12 protein-coding genes and 2 tRNA genes are annotated in these 17,284 nt (G+C 53.3%); 4 read left to right on the top strand and 10 right to left on the bottom strand.

Going from position 1 to position 17,284, the window contains the following annotated elements:
- Window positions 1-225: 225 nt before the first annotated feature.
- Window positions 226-849 (top strand): RNA polymerase sigma factor, encoded by a 624-nt coding sequence (locus AABA21_RS27540; protein ID WP_338255159.1) that lies wholly within the window; start codon window positions 226-228, stop codon window positions 847-849.
- Here the strand turns inward: AABA21_RS27540 and AABA21_RS27545 are convergent.
- Window positions 836-1,765, bottom strand: coding sequence for a DMT family transporter (locus AABA21_RS27545; RefSeq protein ID WP_338255160.1), 930 nt, complete (start codon window positions 1,763-1,765; stop codon window positions 836-838). The genes AABA21_RS27540 and AABA21_RS27545 overlap by 14 nt on opposite strands.
- Window positions 1,766-1,959: 194 nt before the next feature.
- On the opposite strand from AABA21_RS27545, the gene AABA21_RS27550 reads away from it, so the two are divergent.
- Complete coding sequence (locus AABA21_RS27550) at window positions 1,960-2,643, top strand: HAD family hydrolase (protein ID WP_338255162.1); 684 nt, start codon at window positions 1,960-1,962, stop codon at window positions 2,641-2,643.
- 83 nt (window positions 2,644-2,726) lie between these two features.
- On the opposite strand, the gene AABA21_RS27555 is transcribed toward AABA21_RS27550, so the two are convergent.
- From AABA21_RS27555 to AABA21_RS27570, 4 genes are all read right to left on the bottom strand, one after another.
- Entirely contained in the window at window positions 2,727-3,614 is an 888-nt protein-coding gene (locus tag AABA21_RS27555) for a hypothetical protein (protein ID WP_338255163.1), read from the bottom strand.
- A 165-nt stretch (window positions 3,615-3,779) separates the two neighbouring features.
- Entirely contained in the window at window positions 3,780-4,994 is a 1,215-nt protein-coding gene (locus AABA21_RS27560; RefSeq protein WP_338255165.1) for an acetate/propionate family kinase, read from the bottom strand.
- Window positions 4,995-5,092: 98 nt separating this feature from the next.
- Window positions 5,093-7,837 (bottom strand): ATP-dependent DNA helicase RecG, encoded by a 2,745-nt coding sequence (gene recG / locus AABA21_RS27565; RefSeq protein ID WP_338255167.1) that lies wholly within the window; start codon window positions 7,835-7,837, stop codon window positions 5,093-5,095.
- Window positions 7,838-7,979: 142 nt separating this feature from the next.
- Window positions 7,980-9,164, bottom strand: a complete 1,185-nt coding sequence (locus AABA21_RS27570) for an ArsA family ATPase (protein WP_338255169.1) — start codon at window positions 9,162-9,164, stop codon at window positions 7,980-7,982.
- 388 nt (window positions 9,165-9,552) lie between these two features.
- Here AABA21_RS27570 and AABA21_RS27575 point away from each other — a divergent pair, with 388 nt between their 5' ends.
- Window positions 9,553-10,515, top strand: a complete 963-nt coding sequence (locus tag AABA21_RS27575) for a phytoene/squalene synthase family protein (protein WP_338255172.1) — start codon at window positions 9,553-9,555, stop codon at window positions 10,513-10,515.
- Between the two features lie 328 nt (window positions 10,516-10,843).
- Here AABA21_RS27575 and AABA21_RS27580 read toward each other — a convergent pair whose 3' ends face one another.
- From AABA21_RS27580 to AABA21_RS27595, 4 genes are all read right to left on the bottom strand, one after another.
- Window positions 10,844-11,056: a hypothetical protein gene (locus AABA21_RS27580; protein WP_126596602.1), complete on the bottom strand. Its 213-nt coding sequence runs from the start codon at window positions 11,054-11,056 to the stop codon at window positions 10,844-10,846.
- 704 nt (window positions 11,057-11,760) lie between these two features.
- Window positions 11,761-14,235, bottom strand: coding sequence for a leucine--tRNA ligase (gene leuS / locus AABA21_RS27585; RefSeq protein ID WP_420917225.1), 2,475 nt, complete (start codon window positions 14,233-14,235; stop codon window positions 11,761-11,763).
- A gap of 172 nt (window positions 14,236-14,407) precedes the next feature.
- Window positions 14,408-14,483: transfer RNA gene (locus AABA21_RS27590), tRNA-Ala, on the bottom strand.
- A gap of 254 nt (window positions 14,484-14,737) precedes the next feature.
- A tRNA-Ala gene (locus tag AABA21_RS27595) sits at window positions 14,738-14,810 on the bottom strand.
- A gap of 462 nt (window positions 14,811-15,272) precedes the next feature.
- Here AABA21_RS27595 and AABA21_RS27600 point away from each other — a divergent pair.
- Window positions 15,273-15,725 carry a hypothetical protein gene (locus tag AABA21_RS27600; RefSeq protein WP_338255177.1) on the top strand — a complete coding sequence of 151 codons (453 nt, stop codon included), beginning with the start codon at window positions 15,273-15,275 and terminating at the stop codon, window positions 15,723-15,725.
- Here AABA21_RS27600 and AABA21_RS27605 read toward each other — a convergent pair.
- Window positions 15,646-17,202 (bottom strand): polysaccharide deacetylase family protein, encoded by a 1,557-nt coding sequence (locus AABA21_RS27605; RefSeq protein ID WP_338255180.1) that lies wholly within the window; start codon window positions 17,200-17,202, stop codon window positions 15,646-15,648. The genes AABA21_RS27600 and AABA21_RS27605 overlap by 80 nt on opposite strands.
- Window positions 17,203-17,284 lie beyond the last annotated feature (82 nt).

Here is a 17,284-nt window from a genome sequence, read left to right on the forward strand (position 1 = left end):
AAGAGAAAAAGAAGTTTTGTGGGGCAACCCACAAAACTTCTTTTTCTCTTTTCAAAAAAATCTCCCTATCTCGCTCAGGGCTTGCCTTTTTGTGACTTTTAGTAGATATCTAGAGTTTTATTTGATTGAAAATCCATTGAAATTATTGTTTGAAGAGTATATGCTAGTATCTATAAAAGTGAATGGCCACTAGAAAAAATCCATTCAGAAATGAAGAGGTTACCCGTGCGAACTCAAGAAACTATGCAATCTTCTTCGGCAGAAATCTCTGATGCTGTATTGGCTCAGATGATTATAGATGGAGATCAACGTGCCTTTGAGCTGCTGGTACGCAGATATCATACCCCTCTCTTCAATTTTATCTGTCGCTTCCTGGGTGACTACGACCTGGCCTGTGATGTCTTGCAGCAGGTTTTCTTACGCTTTTACATCTCGTTACCCAAACTGGGAACCGGTGAGCCGTTCAAGTCGTGGCTCTTCCAGGTTGCGCGTAACTGTTGCGTGGATGAACTGCGGCGCCGCCATCGCTATGCGATCCATTTTTCTCAACTAGAAGTAGAAAACGCTGATGGTGAATTCTCGCCCTTGAGCGATATACCCGATCCAGGACCGCTGCCCGATGAATTGATGGAGCGCCACGATCTGCAGCTCCACCTGCACCAGGCTATTGATTCCTTGCCACCCAAGTTTCGCTCGGTGGTTGTGTTGCGCTATGCTTCACAGCTCAGTTTCTCAGAGATTGGAAAGGTGTTGTCGATGCCAGAAGCCACCGCCAAAACATATTTTCACCGGGCCAAAGTCCTGCTGAGGAAGATCCTGGGCGCGCAGGCACAAACTACACATATTTAAGCGGTTCTCGCGGGAAACGCTGCCTCATAAACTGCCGGGCCTGGGCTATGCAGACTCCTGTCAGGATGAGCACGCCGCTGATAAGTACGCCTGCCGTGATAACTTCATGCAAAAAGAGTGCTCCTCCGACGACACTCATCAGCGGTACCAGGTAGAGGAAGAGCCCGGCCTGCGAACCAGGCATAGCAGCTACACCATAATTCCATAGCATAGTGGCTATGACGGTACTGCCCACGGTCAGCAAGCAGAGAGCTAGCCAGCCGTATACATTCAAATGTAGCACATTGGTCGCCACCTGTGGCGTATAGAAAACAAATAATGGCAGCGTGCCAATGAAAGTGGTCAACGCCGTACATCTGCTGGCCCCATATTTTGCGGTCAGCGGTCGTATCAATACCGTGTAGGCCGACCACATAAAGGCTGCCAGTAGTGTCAGCCCCGCGCCAAAGATCTGGGTGCCGGTAAGCGAGATATCGCTGGTATTGCCCAGTAGTGTTCCGACGCCAATTCCGATGGCCGCCACGACAAATCCCAGCAAAACAGACCAGTGGGGACGCTCATGGGTTATCAAGAGCGATAGCAGTAGAATCCAGATCGGCTCGGTGGCGATCAGGATGCCACCCAGGCTGGCGGCAATAAAATGAAGTCCGAAGGCCACGATCAGATTATATCCAATACTATTGAGCAGGCCACACAAAATAGCCAGGCCGATCTTCGCCCTGGACCAGTGCTGCCCTCGCAGTTGTAGCAGTGGCGGCAATAATAATATGGTGGAGATAGCAAATCTGATCAGGATGAGCTGTATAGGCGTCAGGTCGGTGAGTAGATAACGCGTGGCTACCGGTGCCATTCCCCAGCAACTTACGGCCAGTAAAAGCGCTCCAGCGGCGACAGAGTAAGGCGTGCGAGCCTGCATGTGGCATTTCTCTTTCATAAAGATATATTGAAGCATTCATCTATATAATCTTACCTTGGTCGTGGTGCGCCATTCAAGCCTGCACCATGGTTCGGATACGTATCCTTTTGCGCAGGCTAATGAGTGATAGAAATGTGCCAGCCTCTCATCAAACATTTTGATAGGGAGAATTTGAGAGTGAGGAGTATGTTTATATGTCACAGAAACGGCCGATCAAAGGCGTTATTCTAGATATTGATGGAACCCTGATAGAGAGTAATGAGGCCCATGCCAGATCGTGGGTAGACGCTATGGAAGAAGCGGGACACCATGTCGCCTTTGAAAAAGTTGCACCCATGATTGGCATGGGTGGAGATAAAGTTTTGCCCGAGGCCCTGAATATCGACAAGGACAGCCCCGAAGGGGAGCGCATCAGTAAGCGGCGTAAAGAAATTTTTAAGCAGAAGTATCTGCAGACGGTGAAGGCGTTGCCGGGGGCTGCTGACCTGTTGCGGCACATGCACGATAAGGGGTTGAAGCTGGTGATCGCGACTTCATCTGATCCCGACGATTTAAAGAATCTGCTACAGATCATTGGTCCACATATCGAAGATCTGTTTGAGAACGCAACCACTTCCAAGGACGCGCCGCAATCTAAGCCTGATCCAGATGTGGTACATGTAGCCATTGAGAAGATTAAATTAAGTCCTCAGGAACTGGTAATGGTAGGTGATACCGCCTATGATATTGAGGCGGCCAGTCAGGCCTCTGTGCCCACTATCGCCTTCCGCTCTGGTGGATGGAGCGACCAGGATCTCAAAGGCGCGGTGGCCATTTACGATGGGCCGGGAGATCTTTTACAGCACTATGATGAGTCTCCATTGGCCCAGGGACTGTAATGACGCAACAGGCGACAAGAAGGGAGCGTCCCGCGTTAGCAGGCGCTCCCTTCTTGTCGCTTTCGTATGCCTGTCAGGCATTGTTAAATGCCGAGGTATACACGATATTTTGCCCACTGGGCGGCGATGAGGCTGCGCACTTCCGCACCTGTACGAGGTGTAAAGAACAGCGCGGCGGCGATACCCACGATCAGACCGAGGCGGAACAATTTTCTTGCCCGCTGGCGCTTGTGCTGATAGTGCTCGTACTGATCCTGAACAGATTCAGGGAAGTCTTTAACATTCGAAGCCGCTTTCTTTAAGCTTTTATTCGCCTGCTCCGACCCCTTACTTAAGAGTTCCTGAGCCGTGCTCAAACCCGTACCCACGGTATCCGGTAGATTACCCGGCAAGGTGCCCAGAGTCTTCTGAGCCCGCTTCAGATTTTTCTGCGCCTTCTTGCTATTCTTCTCGAACAGCTCCTGTGCCAGTTGGGACCCGGTTCCCAGGACGTCCTGGGCTTTCTGCGTACCAGTTCCCAGCATATCCTGAGCCACCGATGCACCGCTTAACAGAGCATCCTGAGTTTTGCTCAAGCGTGAGCTGGCCGTCTTCTGAGCCTTTGACTGGAAGGACAAAAAGCCCTTTTGCGCTTTCTTCTGATTTTTACTGAAACGTTTGAAGTCCTTCTTGTTTTGCTTCTGTCTGTCTTTAAGCAGGAGACCAGCGGTGCCGGCTCCAGCCAGGATGGCACCCTGTGTCTTGGTCAAACCAGACTTTACATTGCCATAGGTTGATTGCGCCGTATCTTTCGTGGCGCCATAGGTTGACTGCGCGGCGTCTTTCGTGGCTTCGTACGCAAGTTGGGCAGCATCTTTGAGGTTCTCATAGGTTGACTGCGCCGACGACTGGGCCTGTTGGGTTTTCTCTTGCGCCCGGTCGTATTTTGCTTGCGATGGATTAGATGTCAAGCGATCTAATAAATTAGCCATACGCCCTCCTTTCGCTTGCTGAGTGCTATATTGAAATTATTTATTTTTGTATCGTACTGCTTACTATAACCACGCTCTACCTGCGCTTGTAGTTTCATTTAGTATACAGGTACTGCAGAGTAATCGATAGTTCTGGCTTCTCTGTTTGTTCATCAGGTGTTTGCGCTATTTTTGCTTGACGATGCGCCAGCATTCGCGAGCAATCTCCCAGTCCTCTTGCGTATGGACGACCAGCACGCGTACCGCGGAATCGACGGTGGCGATGTCTGTATCAACTGGCGAGGTATTATTTTTCTGCTGATCTAGCTTCAGGTTCATGAAGCCGAAGTTTTCACAGGCGTTGGCTCGTAGCTCCTGATCATGTTCACCGATGCCTCCGGTAAAGGTTAATACGTCGATCCCCCCAAGGGTGGCAATCATGCTACCAATGGCGGAGCGCAGACGATGGGTGAAGATAGCGAGCGCCAGGCTGGCGCGTTCGTTGCCCGCTTGCATCTCTTTGCGGATAGCACGAACATCGCTTGAGATGCCAGAGACGCCCTTTAGTCCCGATTGTTTGTTCAATGTCTGGTCCAGCTTATCCGCGTTATAGCCTTTTTCGCGCTCCAGGTAGAGCAGGATACTGGGATCGATGGAGCCCGAGCGTGTGCCCATCATCAGCCCTTCCAGCGGTGTGAAGCCCATCGTGGTGTCGATGCTACGTCCGTTCTTGATGGCGGCCAGCGAACAGCCATTGCCGAGATGGCAATTGACCAGGCGTAGCTCTTCGATATCTTTGCCAAGTATCTGGGCGCTGCGCCGTGTGCAGTACTGATGACTGATGCCATGAAAGCCGTATCGCTGGATATCCTGCTCGTACCACTCGTATGGACCTGGATAGACTTTTGCTTCCAGGGGCATCTGTCGATGGAAAGATGTGTCAAAGACCGCCACCTGTGGCATGTCTGCCTTGATCTGCTCAATGGCGTTGATGCCTTCCAGGTCGGCCGGATTGTGCAGGGGAGCGAATACGGCCAGCTTCTGGATGTCATCCTTTACCTGCCGGTCGATGCGTACACTGGTGGTGAAATCGGGACCGCCATGGACGACGCGATGTCCAACTACCGCGATCTCCGAGAGATCGTTGATTACCTTTTGATCACCACTCCAGAGCGTTTTGAGCATCTGATCGATCACTTCGGTACGCGTATCGGTGTCCAGTTCTTGTTCTGTGGTCTTGCCATGAGCCGTTATTTTAAGATCTGTTTTGCCCTGCGTTTTTGTCCAATCGGCCTCTGCTTCCCATAGAGGTTCGGGCGCCGTGGCGGGCAATTGACCGTTGATGTCGTACAGGCTGCTTTTATGGCTGCTCGATCCGGCATTGAAAACCAGAATTTTCATACAAGGGGTCCTTTTCCAATAGTGGACTATACAAACTATCCGCTATCTATAGCACGTGTTATGCGCAGTAACTGTGTCGTATGCAATTCAAACTATCTTCAATGAGGCATGAAGTTTTGCCAGAAGAGGTACATGCGTTCCCGCAAGGGGGCATGTTCTGGCTTACGCAGGTATGGATCGCTTTGCCAGAGCCGTTCGGCCAGTGTGCGTGCCTGCTCGATCAGGGCTGTATCGCTGAAATCCGCGATGCGCAGCTCTGGCATACCACTCTGGCGCACACCGATGAAGTCGCCGGGACCGCGCAGCCGCAGGTCCTCTTCTGAGAGCTTAAAGCCATCATCGGTATCCTGAAAGACCCCTAGCCGTTCCTGGGCCTGGATGCTGGCCTCCGCGCTTAAGACGTAGCAGTAGGATTGATGTCTGCCACGGCCGACACGGCCACGGAACTGGTGGAGCTGGGAGAGGCCAAAGCGATCGGCGTCTTCAATCACCATGACGGTGGCATTAGGCACGTCGATGCCCACCTCGATGACCGAGGTGGCCACCAGGATATCCAGCTCATGATCGCGGAAGTTATGCATGATCTGGTCTTTTTCCGCCGGTTTCATCGCGCCATGCAACAGACCCAGGCGCAGATTGGGAAATACTTCGCGCTGTAAGCGTTCATATTCACTGGTGGCGGCTTTGGCCGATAAAGACTCCGACTCCTCAATCAGAGGGCAGATAATAAAAGCCTGGCGCCCTTCTGCGACCTGTTGAGCGATCTGGGTATAGGCTTCGTTGCGTCGGGCGCCGGTGCGCCAGCGCGTGATGATCTTTTGTCTTCCGGGTGGAAGCTGGTCGATGACTGATACATCCAGGTCTCCATACAGGGTGAGGGCCAGCGTGCGCGGAATGGGGGTCGCCGTCATCACCAGCATATGTGGATGCAGACCCTTCTGGCGTAACGCGTCCCGCTGCTCAACACCAAAGCGATGCTGCTCGTCGACGATGACCAGTCCCAGGCTGTGGAAGTTGACATCATCCTGGATCAGGGCATGGGTGCCGATGGCGACCGCGGCCTGTCCGGATTCCAGGGCCTGGCGTGCCGCGTTGCGTTCGCGCTGGCGCTGGCTGCCCGTTAGCAGGACCGTCTGGATGCCGAACGGCTCCAGCATGGCGCTGATGCTGCGGGCATGCTGCTCGGCCAGCAGTTCGGTCGGGGCCATGATCGCGCCCTGATAGCCATTGAGGGCCGCCAGCAGGAGCGCGGCCGCCGCCACCGCTGTTTTACCGGCTCCCACATCGCCCTGCAAGAGACGGCACATCGGCTTGCTTTTGGCCATGTCGCGGAAAATCTCATTGATGACGCGGTTCTGGGCGGCGGTAAACGAGAACGGCAGTGTACCCTCAAATGGCTTGTCGGTGGCGATGACCGACCAGAGCGTCGAGCCTAACAAAGGGGAAGCAGATGGGTCGGACTGTGCTTTTTTCTGATCTGTCACGGCGCTATTCTGGCCTGGATTGAGAAAGATGCGATGATCGTAGCGTGTAAATGCGTTGCCATCCTTCGCCTCGTGCTGCCAGCGTGCGCGCCGCTCCTGCATTCCCAACTGCAGCATGAACAGCTCATCAAACGCCAGCCGATGATGGGCGCTGGCACGCAACTCTTCGTTATCGGGATAATGGATCTGCTCGATAGCGCGTGAGAGCATCATCAGACGACCGGCGGACTGGATGGAGGTCGGCAGATGGTCCGGTATCATCTTCGCGTAGCGGTCGACCACATACTTGGTGAAGCGCCGCAGCGTTTTGGCATGCAGCCCTTCGGTCAACGGATAGATGGGAACCATGCGCCCCGTATTGAGCAGATCGCCCTGCTCGGGCAATTCATGGCTGCGTACCGAGAACTCGACCTTGTTGCCAAAGCGTTGCTTGACGCCGGTCACGACCAGGTAGGTACCGTGCGCGGCCTGCAGCTGTTTTTGCAGATACGGCTGGTTAAACCAGGAGACGTAGAGCTTCCCCGTCTCGTCGGAGATGGTGGCGATAGTGCGCGTACGCCCATTGCCCGTGCGCTTCATCTCCACCTCCCATATCAGTCCCATTGTTGTGGTGACCTCATTGAAAGGCACATCGGCGATCCTCGTCAACTGGCTATAGTCGCGATGCTCGCGTGGAAAATAGAAGAGCAGGTCGCGCACCGTGCGCAGACCCAATGAGTGTAGGCGTGTCGCTGCCGAGGGGCCAACTCCCGGAATAGCGGTGATATCGGCGCTCAAAAGCGTCAACGAGGTGTGCCCCTGGCTCATGCCAGCTTCCAGACGAATGGGATTGGGCGTATCCTGGACAACCTCTTTGCTCTTGCCTTGCCTGGGCGCGGCCGCAGGCTTACCATTGTTACCATTGGAGGCGGCTGTTCGGGCGGCCGGACCGGCTTTCGCCGCTGGGGGAGCCACGTTGCGCGGTTCTACAGTTTTTTGCGCTCGCGGATTTGCTGGCTGGCCGGTCGTGGGCGCAGGGGGTACCGTTTTGCTGCTGGACCGGGCTGTGACTGGCGTGTCGGGCGTGGTGGTCTCCAATTCATTGAGAATTGCCAGGGCCGCCCGCAGGCTGGCCGCGCGCTGAATTGGATCTTGTTGATGATAGCCATGAAGATATTCTGTGAAGCGTTGTAGCGGACCGGCGTCCTGGCCCGTACTCTCGCAGAGCGCGCTCGTATCAGAGTACCAGCGCGCCGTAAACGCCTCTACACCACCGGGCTTTATGGCCAGGTCCTGGTGATTCATACGCTGCTCATGCTGTAGCACCTTGCGCGCACGCTCAATATAGGTTGTAAGTGTTGCAGTATTGCTGTTTGGCATAAATACGATGTTTTACTCTGTACTGTGATGTTCAATATTCAGCGTCCATAATAGAGGGTAATTGGAACATGTGTCAAGTACAAAAACAAGAAGAAGCCCACGTGGGCTTCTTCTTGTTTTTGTACTTGACACATGTTCCAATTCAGGCCGATTTATCCGTTTGCTCGGATGGCGCGCTGAAATGGATCTCCAGCGCCCGGTTGACGAAGCGAGCCACGGTCGCCTCCTGATTGGCCAGGATCGAGGGCAGCGTAATGTCGCGTTTGAAGTTGCCGATCTCGACCACCATCTCATCGCCATGTTTGCTCATCGACACCTTGTCCATCTCGACATGCGGCAACGGCAAGCGCAGGATATAGGTATCGCCCTCCTGCACAATCTCCTGGATGGGGCCGCGATGGAAGACCTGGGTAGGATCGTTGGTGCCGAAGATGGTGGTGGCCAACTCGCCCAGCGCATCGATGCCCAGGATCTCGCGTGAACGATAGGGAGCCTCCCAGACCGGCAGTGGCGCGAAGGTCTGATGGATACGTTGGCGCAGTTTCTCCTGGGTCTGGTAGATGTCCTGCATAAAAGCATCCTGATAGTCACCGGCGGGAATGACACGATTGCAGACGACCGCGTCGATCGGATAGCCAAAGAGCGCCAGGTAGGTTTCGGCGCGTAACGCCTCCTTGATCACCATGCGTTCGGGATTGACGACGGGCCGATAAGAGCTGACGGCTGGATCACTTAGGACCTCGCGCAGCGTCTTCACGCGCTCGCTCAGGGCATTGACGGCATCGACAATCTCGGAGGTGGGAATGGGGAGGACCGCCTTGAGCAGGGGACGAGCAAAGCCCAGATTGTTTTGCAGGCCCATGATGCGACCGGCGTACCACTGAAAGGTATCGGGCATGCTCAGGAGCCGCACGGTCTCTCCGGTGGGCGCGGCATCGATAACCACGACCTCAAAATTGCCATCGCGCGCATTGCGATAGATGTTGATCAGGCTGACAATCTCATCCATGCCCGGGATCAGCGCCAGCTCGTTGGCTAGTACCGCGTTAATCCCTTGCTTGCGCAGCGTTTTGGTCATGGACTCTTGTAGCTTTCCCCATCCCTGGCGCATCTCATCCAGGACATTGACCTCCTGTGCCCACAGGTTGGTTGCTATCTCCCTGGGTTCAGAGGTCAGGTTGGTTTGTAGACAATCCGCGAGGCTATGGGCAAGATCGGTGCTTACCACCAGGGTGCGTTTTCCCTGGGCTGCGGCCCGGACAGCGGTAGCGGCCGAAACGGTGGTTTTGCCAACGCCACCTTTACCAAGATAGAGAATGATACGCATAGAATTCCTTGCTCTTTTGTTATTTACTGTATGATCAAACGATCGCGGTCGATCTGTACTCACGTATCGGTCAAACATATCTACGTAGACTGTAGCGCCTGGGTTTGATTGATGGGGTATGCCTGCCAATGTTTCCTGCTATATTACCCATTTTTATAATGAACTTACATCTATATTGTGATCATGAGGCGGCGATATACGAATACTTTTTCTAAAATTGTGAATTTTATACTGACAATAGGATGCGTTTTTTCTACAGAGGCTGGAATATTTACGTTTTTACACTGTTGAATGAAGTATCTTGTTGGCAGGGGGATAATCGGTCGACTATGTATCTTTCAGGGACGCGACTGCTGGCCCCACACGAAGAATGAACAGGAGATAGAGGATGCGACAGGTACAGCAGGTAACAGATGCTTATGAATACTGTCGTCAGTTGACCCAACGAGCATCGAAGACCTTTTACTGGGGATCACTCTTTTTGCCACAACCAAAGAGGCAGGCGGTCTGGGCAATTTATGCCTTCTGTCGTATGGTGGATGATATCGTTGATGAGGAGGTGGAGGCCTCCCCGGCGATGGGACACTTGCGAGGGATGATCGCTCCAGACAGGGCGATCGATGGCTGGCGTAAGGATCTGACGCGCCTGTATGAGCAGGGCGCTGCGACCGATAATCCGATCCTGCAGGCCTGGGAGCATATGCTGGGCTACTATGCGGTTCCGCTGAAGCCGGCGTTGGATCTCTTGAGTGGTGTCGAGATGGACCTGCATCAGCAGCGCTATGTCAACTTTGAGGAACTATATCTCTATTGCTATCGCGTGGCCGGGACTGTGGGCCTGCTGACCTCGCCGATATTCGGCTATGAGGATGACAGTGCTTTAAAGTACGCCGTCGACCTGGGCATCGCCCTGCAATTGACAAATATTTTGCGCGATATCGGTGAAGACGCGCGTCGGGATCGCATCTATCTCCCGTTAGGCGAAATGGAGCAGTTCGGGTATCGCGAAGACGATCTGTTGCGTGGAATCATTAACGATGCATTCCGCGAACTGGTCTGTTTCCAGATGGAACGGGCCGACCATTATTACCAGAGAGCCATCCCCGGCGTCGCTCTCTTAGAGCCAGACTGCCGGCTGGCAGTACGCCTGAGCGGCACCCTCTATCGTTGCATCCTGGATCGCATTCGTAGCAATGACTTTGATGTCTTTAGCATGCGGGCCAGTGTCCCCCTGCAGACCAAGGTGCGCATGGCCTCCACCTACTGGCTGATGCAGCAAGTTGACCCCTATGTCAAAGGGCTCCATTGTTGGAAAGAGCAGTATCAGGATGTGCTCTCCTCACATCGTTGATGTGAGGAGAGCACATCCTGTCGCTCCCATCCCTCTTTGTTTTGGGGTATTGCGTTGTGGGGTTATGCATTGCGCTCAGCGCAATGCATAACCCCACAACGCAATACCCCAAAACTCTTGTGAGCGCCGCAGGCGGCGCGGAAAAAGAGAAAAAGAGGTTTTGCGGGGACTTGAGCATGCTCCCAGCATGCTCGCCCGCACCCCGGCAGGGAGGACCCTGCACCCCGATGCGACGAAAGCGAAGGGGACTCCCAACCATCGGTTGGGAGTCCCCTGCGTAAATAAAATGTTGCGCACCTAAAATAGAGTATAGTAGCTTCCTGAATAATTAGGGTTTAATCTTGCCATTGACGACAAGCAATTTCAGGAATTCCAGCTGACGGAGCACTTCTACGCGATCACTTCCGCCATGTTGATACCATTGTCGCAACCAGAACAAGGAAATAATCTCGTCTGGAGTAAACCCATTACGAGCCAGCTTGTCTGTTTCCGTCTCTGCACTCTGCGAAGTATGTATCATTTCCAAGGGTTGTGTATTCATGTTTCTTATCCTTCCACCAACGCCCTTCATAAGGCACTTCACCGCAGCATGATTTCCGCTTTTTTAAAGTACTGACCAGAGATTGCATACATCAGGTGTAACCCCCTGATATATTAAACGTCTGCGACGTTGTTTTTTCAAATACGAGCTTGACTATCCCCCACCAGATTTCGCAAGCTTTTTTCCCTCCCTCCCTACTATTCATTCTTACAATAGGAAGTGTAAGCGGAAAAGATCGCAGTTGCTATCGATTGCGTGACAATTAGAGTGTGAAATAGTTCACAATTAGGGGCTTTCCCCCCATCTATGCTACCTGCATATTGCTGAGCAGGCTTATATGAACTATCTGCCCTATATACGTTTGACACTATAGAAAGGTTCCATCCCTGGCTGAGTAAAACCCTCTTTTTTTTCCGTATGGATTATCATATCGGACGATGCCAACCTGAACTGGAATTGAAAGGTACAAGCACACTTACTTACATAGACGCTTTACAATGGGGATTGGTGGCAGCTTCTCCGCGCCTGAAGGCCACGGAGAGTCGAAGCAAGAAGTCTGGGTAGGCCCGATATCTGCGTTCTATATTTGAAAACAACGGAGCGGTGAAAAATATTCCCTGTTGTGCTTCAACACATGAGGGCCGGCGCGCGATCGCGCGCCGGCCCTCATGTGTTGAATATGATGGTATTCGGGTGTTCTAAGCTCAGGCGTTGCGTACGACGATATTGACCAGACGACCAGGAATATAGATGACTTTTTGGACACTGGCGCTACCAATAAAGGATTGGACGCGTTCGTTTTCCAGGGCCAGCTTGCGCACCTCTTCCTCACTGATGTCGGCGGCCACTTCCATGCGCTCCCTGACTTTGCCGTTGACCTGGACCACCAGTGTAAAGGCTTCGTCCTGAGTCAGCTCTTCTACATACGCTGGCCATTCGGTGGTATGGATGCTGTCTGTGTGACCGGTCTGCCGCCACAGCTCCTCCGTGATATGTGGCGCGAACGGAGCCAGCAACTGCAGCAGGGTGACCAGGGACTCCTGGTAAGCGGCGCTCTGCGCGACCGGATCACGCTGTTGCTTGATCAGGGCATTATTGAACTCCATCAAAGCCGCCAGGGCGGTATTGAAGCGGAAGTTGCTCAAATCCTCCGTTACACGCTTGATGGTCTTATGGCGCAGACGCTCAATCGCCTTACCCTCTTTGCTTCCCTTTGTCGAGGGTGTATTGATCCAGGTATCGCCAATCAGAGCCCAGACGCGGTTTAGGAAGCGCCAGATACCTTCCAGATTGTCGGCCCGGAACGAGCCGCCCGCATCGAAGGGGCCTATAAACATCATGTAGCAGCGCACCGTGTCGGAACCATATTTAGAGACGTACTTGTCGGGTGCCTCAACATTGCCGCGCGATTTCGACATCTTCTGCCCGTCTGAACCCAGAACCATACCCTGGTGGAACAGGCGCTGGAATGGCTCGTCAAAGTTCAGATGCCCCATATCGTGCAGGGCCTTCACAAAGAAGCGCGAGTACAGCAGGTGCAGAATGGCATGCTCGACACCACCGATATACTGATTGACCGGCAGCCAATCATGCAGCTTCTCGGGGCTCCACGCCGCCGTCTCATTGTGTGGGTCGGCATAGCGCAGATAATACCAGGAAGAGTCGATGAACGTATCCATCGTATCCGCCTCGCGTGTAGCGGGTCCACCACAGACCGGGCAGGCCGTATTGACAAAGTCCGGTTCATAGCGCAGCGGTGACTCGCCGGTGGCCTTAAACTGCACATTCTCCGGCAGCCAGACTGGCAGCTGATCCTCCGGAACCGGCACCGTGCCATGTTCTGGACAATAGACGATCGGGATAGGCGCGCCCCAGTAGCGCTGGCGGCTGATCAGCCAGTCGCGCAGGCGATAATTGATCTTACTATGACCGATGCCTTTCTCTTCGATGTAGGCGATGACACGTGCTTTGGACTCTTCACCGGGCGTCCCATCAAAAGGACCCGAATTGACCATTACGCCCAGAGCCTCTTTCGCCTCGGTCCAGGTGGCGGGATCAGTTGCCTCCTCGCCCTCGCCGCGGATCACCTCGCGAATGGGAATCCCAAACTTACGTGCGAACTCGAAGTCGCGCTGATCGTGGGCTGGTACACCCATGATCGCGCCCGCCCCATAGCTCATCAGCACATAGTCGGCGATCCAGACCGGGATCTTCTCGCCGCTGACCGGGTTGGTGACGTAGGCGCCGGTGAAGACACCGCTCTTCTCCTTATCGCTACTCATGCGCTCGATCTCGGTCATGCGCCGCGCCTGCGTCACATAGGCATCCACCTCGGCCCGCTGCTCGGGAGTGGTAATCTTCTCGACCCAGGGATGCTCGGGCGCCAGCACAAAGAACGTAACGCCATAGATAGTATCGGGCCGCGTCGTAAAGACCGGAACCTCCTCAACCTGGCCATCGATCTCGGCGCTAAAGCGAATCTCAGCGCCCTCGCTGCGACCGATCCAGTTGCGCTGCATCGTAATGGTCTTCTCCGGCCAATCCTCCACCTCTGAAAAATCCAGCAGACGCTCGGCGTAGGCCGAAATCTTCAGCAGCCATTGATCGATCTCTTTGCGGATCACCATGCTGCCACAGCGCTCGCAGGTCCCATCGGCCAGCACCTGCTCATTGGCCAGCGTCGTATTACAGCCGGGACACCAGTTGGCCGGCGCCTTGGTACGATATGCCAGGCCCTTCTTATAGAACTGCAGGAACAGCCACTGTGTCCACTTATAGTAGTCGGGCAGACAGGTAATCACCTCGCGCTGCCAATCCCACTGGGCGCCCATCGCGCGCAGCTGCTTACGCATATTCTCGATATTCGACAGCGTCCATGTACGCGCCTGAACGCCACGCTTGATCGCCGCATTCTCGGCTGGCAGGCCAAAGGCATCGAAGCCGATCGGCTGCATCACATTATAGCCCTGCATACGTTTAAAGCGGCCATAGGCGTCGAACGGGGAATAGTTATACCAGTGTCCCATATGCAGATCCCCCGAAGGGTATGGGAACATCACCAGGTGATAAAAATTCGGCTTCGGCGACTCATCGGAAGCATGATAAATATGATCAGCCTCCCACTGTGCCTGCCACTTCCCCTCAATTTCCTTCGGATCATACTTGGTATGTGTAATCATCATTCCTCCCCATATATAAAGCCTTGTTTTATTTAGAGTGATCTGTCAACATTGCGCTGAAGCGCAATGTTGACAGATCACTCTAAATAAAACAATAAAAAAAACCTTTCGTCCTCAAAAGGGACGAAAGGTTTTTCCGTGGTACCACCCTGATTTTCGATCAAAGTGGCGTTGGTGGACCTGAGGGGACTCGAACCCCTGACCTCCTCCATGCCATGGAGGCGCTCTACCAGCTGCGCTACAAGCCCATGCATTTGTTTAACTGGCGCGCGACCAAGATCTACTCTTTATTATACGCGATAACGGGCGTACCGACAAGTGTTACTCAATGTTTCACACTTATTGCTCCCAGGCGAGTTCGGTCTTGGTTGCAACCTCGCACCATCCGGCTGCTCTCTGAATCAGGGCGACCTACTACTCCTGCTCGTCGCTTTCTTTTGACGAAATGTACTATAGCACAAGTGCATGCGATTTGCAAGATATCTATCGATGGCACGATAGGTGGAGATGAGGGGGCTCGAACCCCTGACCTCGACAGTGCGATTGTCGCGCTCTACCAGCTGAGCTACATCCCCATGTGCGTAGATAATAGCACACTTCGATAGACTTGTAAACCCCTACCTGCAACTATTTTCCAGAAAGTTGCGTGTATATAACCATGCTGCCGCCCTTTTTTGTAGTATGGTGCTTGCCTCGCTCTCGTGGCACGGGGGAACACATTATTCCATAAAAAGCATTTTGAGCACGGTAGATGCGAGAATCGGGGGCCATAATAAGAGTCCACATCTCAAATCCTGAGCTACTTTTTAAACTTCATAAATCTATAACAGACAAACGCTGACACCCCCCAAATGGCCTACCATTCTCCAAAAAAGAGGGACAATGGCGTATAGTGATTGTAGATATTGCAATTATTCATCGATCTCCATCTCCTGGAAAGGATAATCAGAAGCCCACCTGACTCGCCAACGTGTTTCTGATTGGTTAGCATTACCCATCTGGCATGTGGGGTTATACGTTGAGAGGTAACTATAACAATGATTTATTATCGTGTTGCATTTTGTGTAGAGCAAACCCCTGTTGGAAATACAGAACCTATAAATTCATACGGTCAGGCCCTTACCCAGCAAATGGTTTGGAAGTGGCGTTCAACCTTATTGACGTCGCCGCACGCCCTGTTTACGCTGCTGCGTGCCTACAGCTATATTCCTAAAGAAAACGTGCGTGTCTTCTTCGCATCCTCAGAAGCCGAGATGGACGATATGCTGGTGCGGCAAAACGCGGGCCAGATCTCCAGCTCCGTTACTGCGGACCAGTTCATGTCTGGTAAACGCATCAATACTATGGATATAAAACGATTAGAGTTTGAGTTGAATACCGATGCGGATCATGATGAGCCATATACGTTTGCTATGCCCGTATCAATCGCTGAACGTATGGCCTGGATCGCTCTCCTGCGCAAGCGTGAGCAGGGCGAGTTAGAAAGTTAAGTCGCGAAAACCGCGATGTATAGTGAGTTGGGGCAACCGGGGCGCTAATGCGCCCCGGTTGCCCCAACTCACTATACATCGCGGTTTCAAAGCTTTGAATATCCTCATTGCCCAGTACGCGTATGCGATGGATAATGTACGGCGTGGTGCTATCTTGAACAGTGGAGGGGACGCGCGGGTCATTGGTAGCCCCGACATAGCCCGTCTCGTTTAAGAGCGACATGACACCTTGCACCTGATTCTGTGTCGAGGCCAGCGCCTGATTCTTATTGAGCGGATCTCCCGCGGGATAGCAGAACTGCTGAATGAACGTCTGCAGATGGTCCTGCAGGACCTGACGCGATGTGACCAGTTCATGGCGCGCATCATCTGGCGAGAGCTGCCACACATCCCCCAGTGCCCGGTGGTCGATCGTATGCGAGCCCATCTGCATACCATTGGCCCGCATCTCACGCAATTGAGACCAGCTCGCCTGGCCCGGCCAGCCGACCTTACCGGTGATAATATAGAACATGCCTGTGTAGCCATGGGCTCTGAGAATCGGATAGGCATTGGTGTAGGCGTCGACATAGCCATCGTCGAAGCTAAAAATAATCGGCTTATCCGGCAAGGGACCATCATAGTAGAGGGCGCTGAAGAGCTGATTAAACGTAATAGTGTGATAACCGAGCCGCTTAAAATAGTCCATCTGTTGTGAGAAGACGGTCGGTGTGACGGTTAAGCCTGGACGGTAGCTATAGGGATTGGTCTTATCGCGTGCCGGTATCTCCGAAATATAGTGATACATCAGGATGGGTACGCGTACCTTTTTGGCTACCAGATTGGCCGGAGGGAGAATGGGAGCCTCTACATCGGCTGGACCACCGTTGAGGATCAACCATTGTCCGCCTTCGCCTTTGCTGGTGCCAGGCAGGACACGCTGCACGATAAACGGCAGGTTGCGGAAAAGCTCGCTGGCATGCAGGACGGCACCCGACATCCGCGCATTGGGATCCGGAGGCTGGGCGGGATCTAATTGAAGTGAGATCGGCAATTTAGAGACCTTTTCATACTCCTTCATGGTCTCGGCATTCGTCCAGTTGGAGAGATCACTGACCTGCCCTAACGTAAATGATTTGAGCTTGAAGTCATGAAAGCGACGCTGCCAGTACGCGGCAAATGCCTGTTCACCGGGCCACATCTTTCGCACATCGGGATGAAGCATCGACCACATCTGGGCATACTGCCGCTTCAAGAGCGCCTGCATATAGTGCTGTCCGATCTGCCTGACTTCAGACTGATATTGACCCGGCGTTGTCTGTCGCACATGCTGGGTAATCGTCGTTTTCGCGCCCACCCTGGTCGTCCGCGCGGGGGAGAAGATTAGGTACCCCGCCAATCCGGCGGCGGTAAGTATCAAGATAAGGGAGCCGATCATCAGGAATTTAGTGAAGAAAAGATGAGTTTGTTGTGCCTCTTTTGTGCTGATATGCTTCATGTATCATACCCCATGCGTGCTTAATCGCCTCGTTTAAATACTCCGCTATTAGCATACAGTAAGCACATCCATTAACTCCAAT

This window comes from Dictyobacter halimunensis, assembly GCF_036245075.1.

Bases quoted from the DNA above. Each gene is read 5' to 3' on its own strand.
- AABA21_RS27550 (WP_338255162.1), top strand. From the start codon at position 1,960: ATGTCACAGAAACGGCCGATCAAAGGCGTTATTCTAGATATTGATGGA.
- AABA21_RS27600 (WP_338255177.1), top strand. From the start codon at position 15,273: ATGATTTATTATCGTGTTGCATTTTGTGTAGAGCAAACCCCTGTTGGA.
- recG (WP_338255167.1), bottom strand. From the start codon at position 7,837: ATGCCAAACAGCAATACTGCAACACTTACAACCTATATTGAGCGTGCG.
- AABA21_RS27570 (WP_338255169.1), bottom strand. From the start codon at position 9,164: ATGCGTATCATTCTCTATCTTGGTAAAGGTGGCGTTGGCAAAACCACC.
- AABA21_RS27555 (WP_338255163.1), bottom strand. From the start codon at position 3,614: ATGGCTAATTTATTAGATCGCTTGACATCTAATCCATCGCAAGCAAAA.
- AABA21_RS27605 (WP_338255180.1), bottom strand. From the start codon at position 17,202: ATGAAGCATATCAGCACAAAAGAGGCACAACAAACTCATCTTTTCTTC.
- AABA21_RS27580 (WP_126596602.1), bottom strand. From the start codon at position 11,056: ATGAATACACAACCCTTGGAAATGATACATACTTCGCAGAGTGCAGAG.
- AABA21_RS27560 (WP_338255165.1), bottom strand. From the start codon at position 4,994: ATGAAAATTCTGGTTTTCAATGCCGGATCGAGCAGCCATAAAAGCAGC.
- AABA21_RS27575 (WP_338255172.1), top strand. From the start codon at position 9,553: ATGCGACAGGTACAGCAGGTAACAGATGCTTATGAATACTGTCGTCAG.
- AABA21_RS27545 (WP_338255160.1), bottom strand. From the start codon at position 1,765: ATGCAGGCTCGCACGCCTTACTCTGTCGCCGCTGGAGCGCTTTTACTG.
- leuS (WP_420917225.1), bottom strand. From the start codon at position 14,235: ATGATTACACATACCAAGTATGATCCGAAGGAAATTGAGGGGAAGTGG.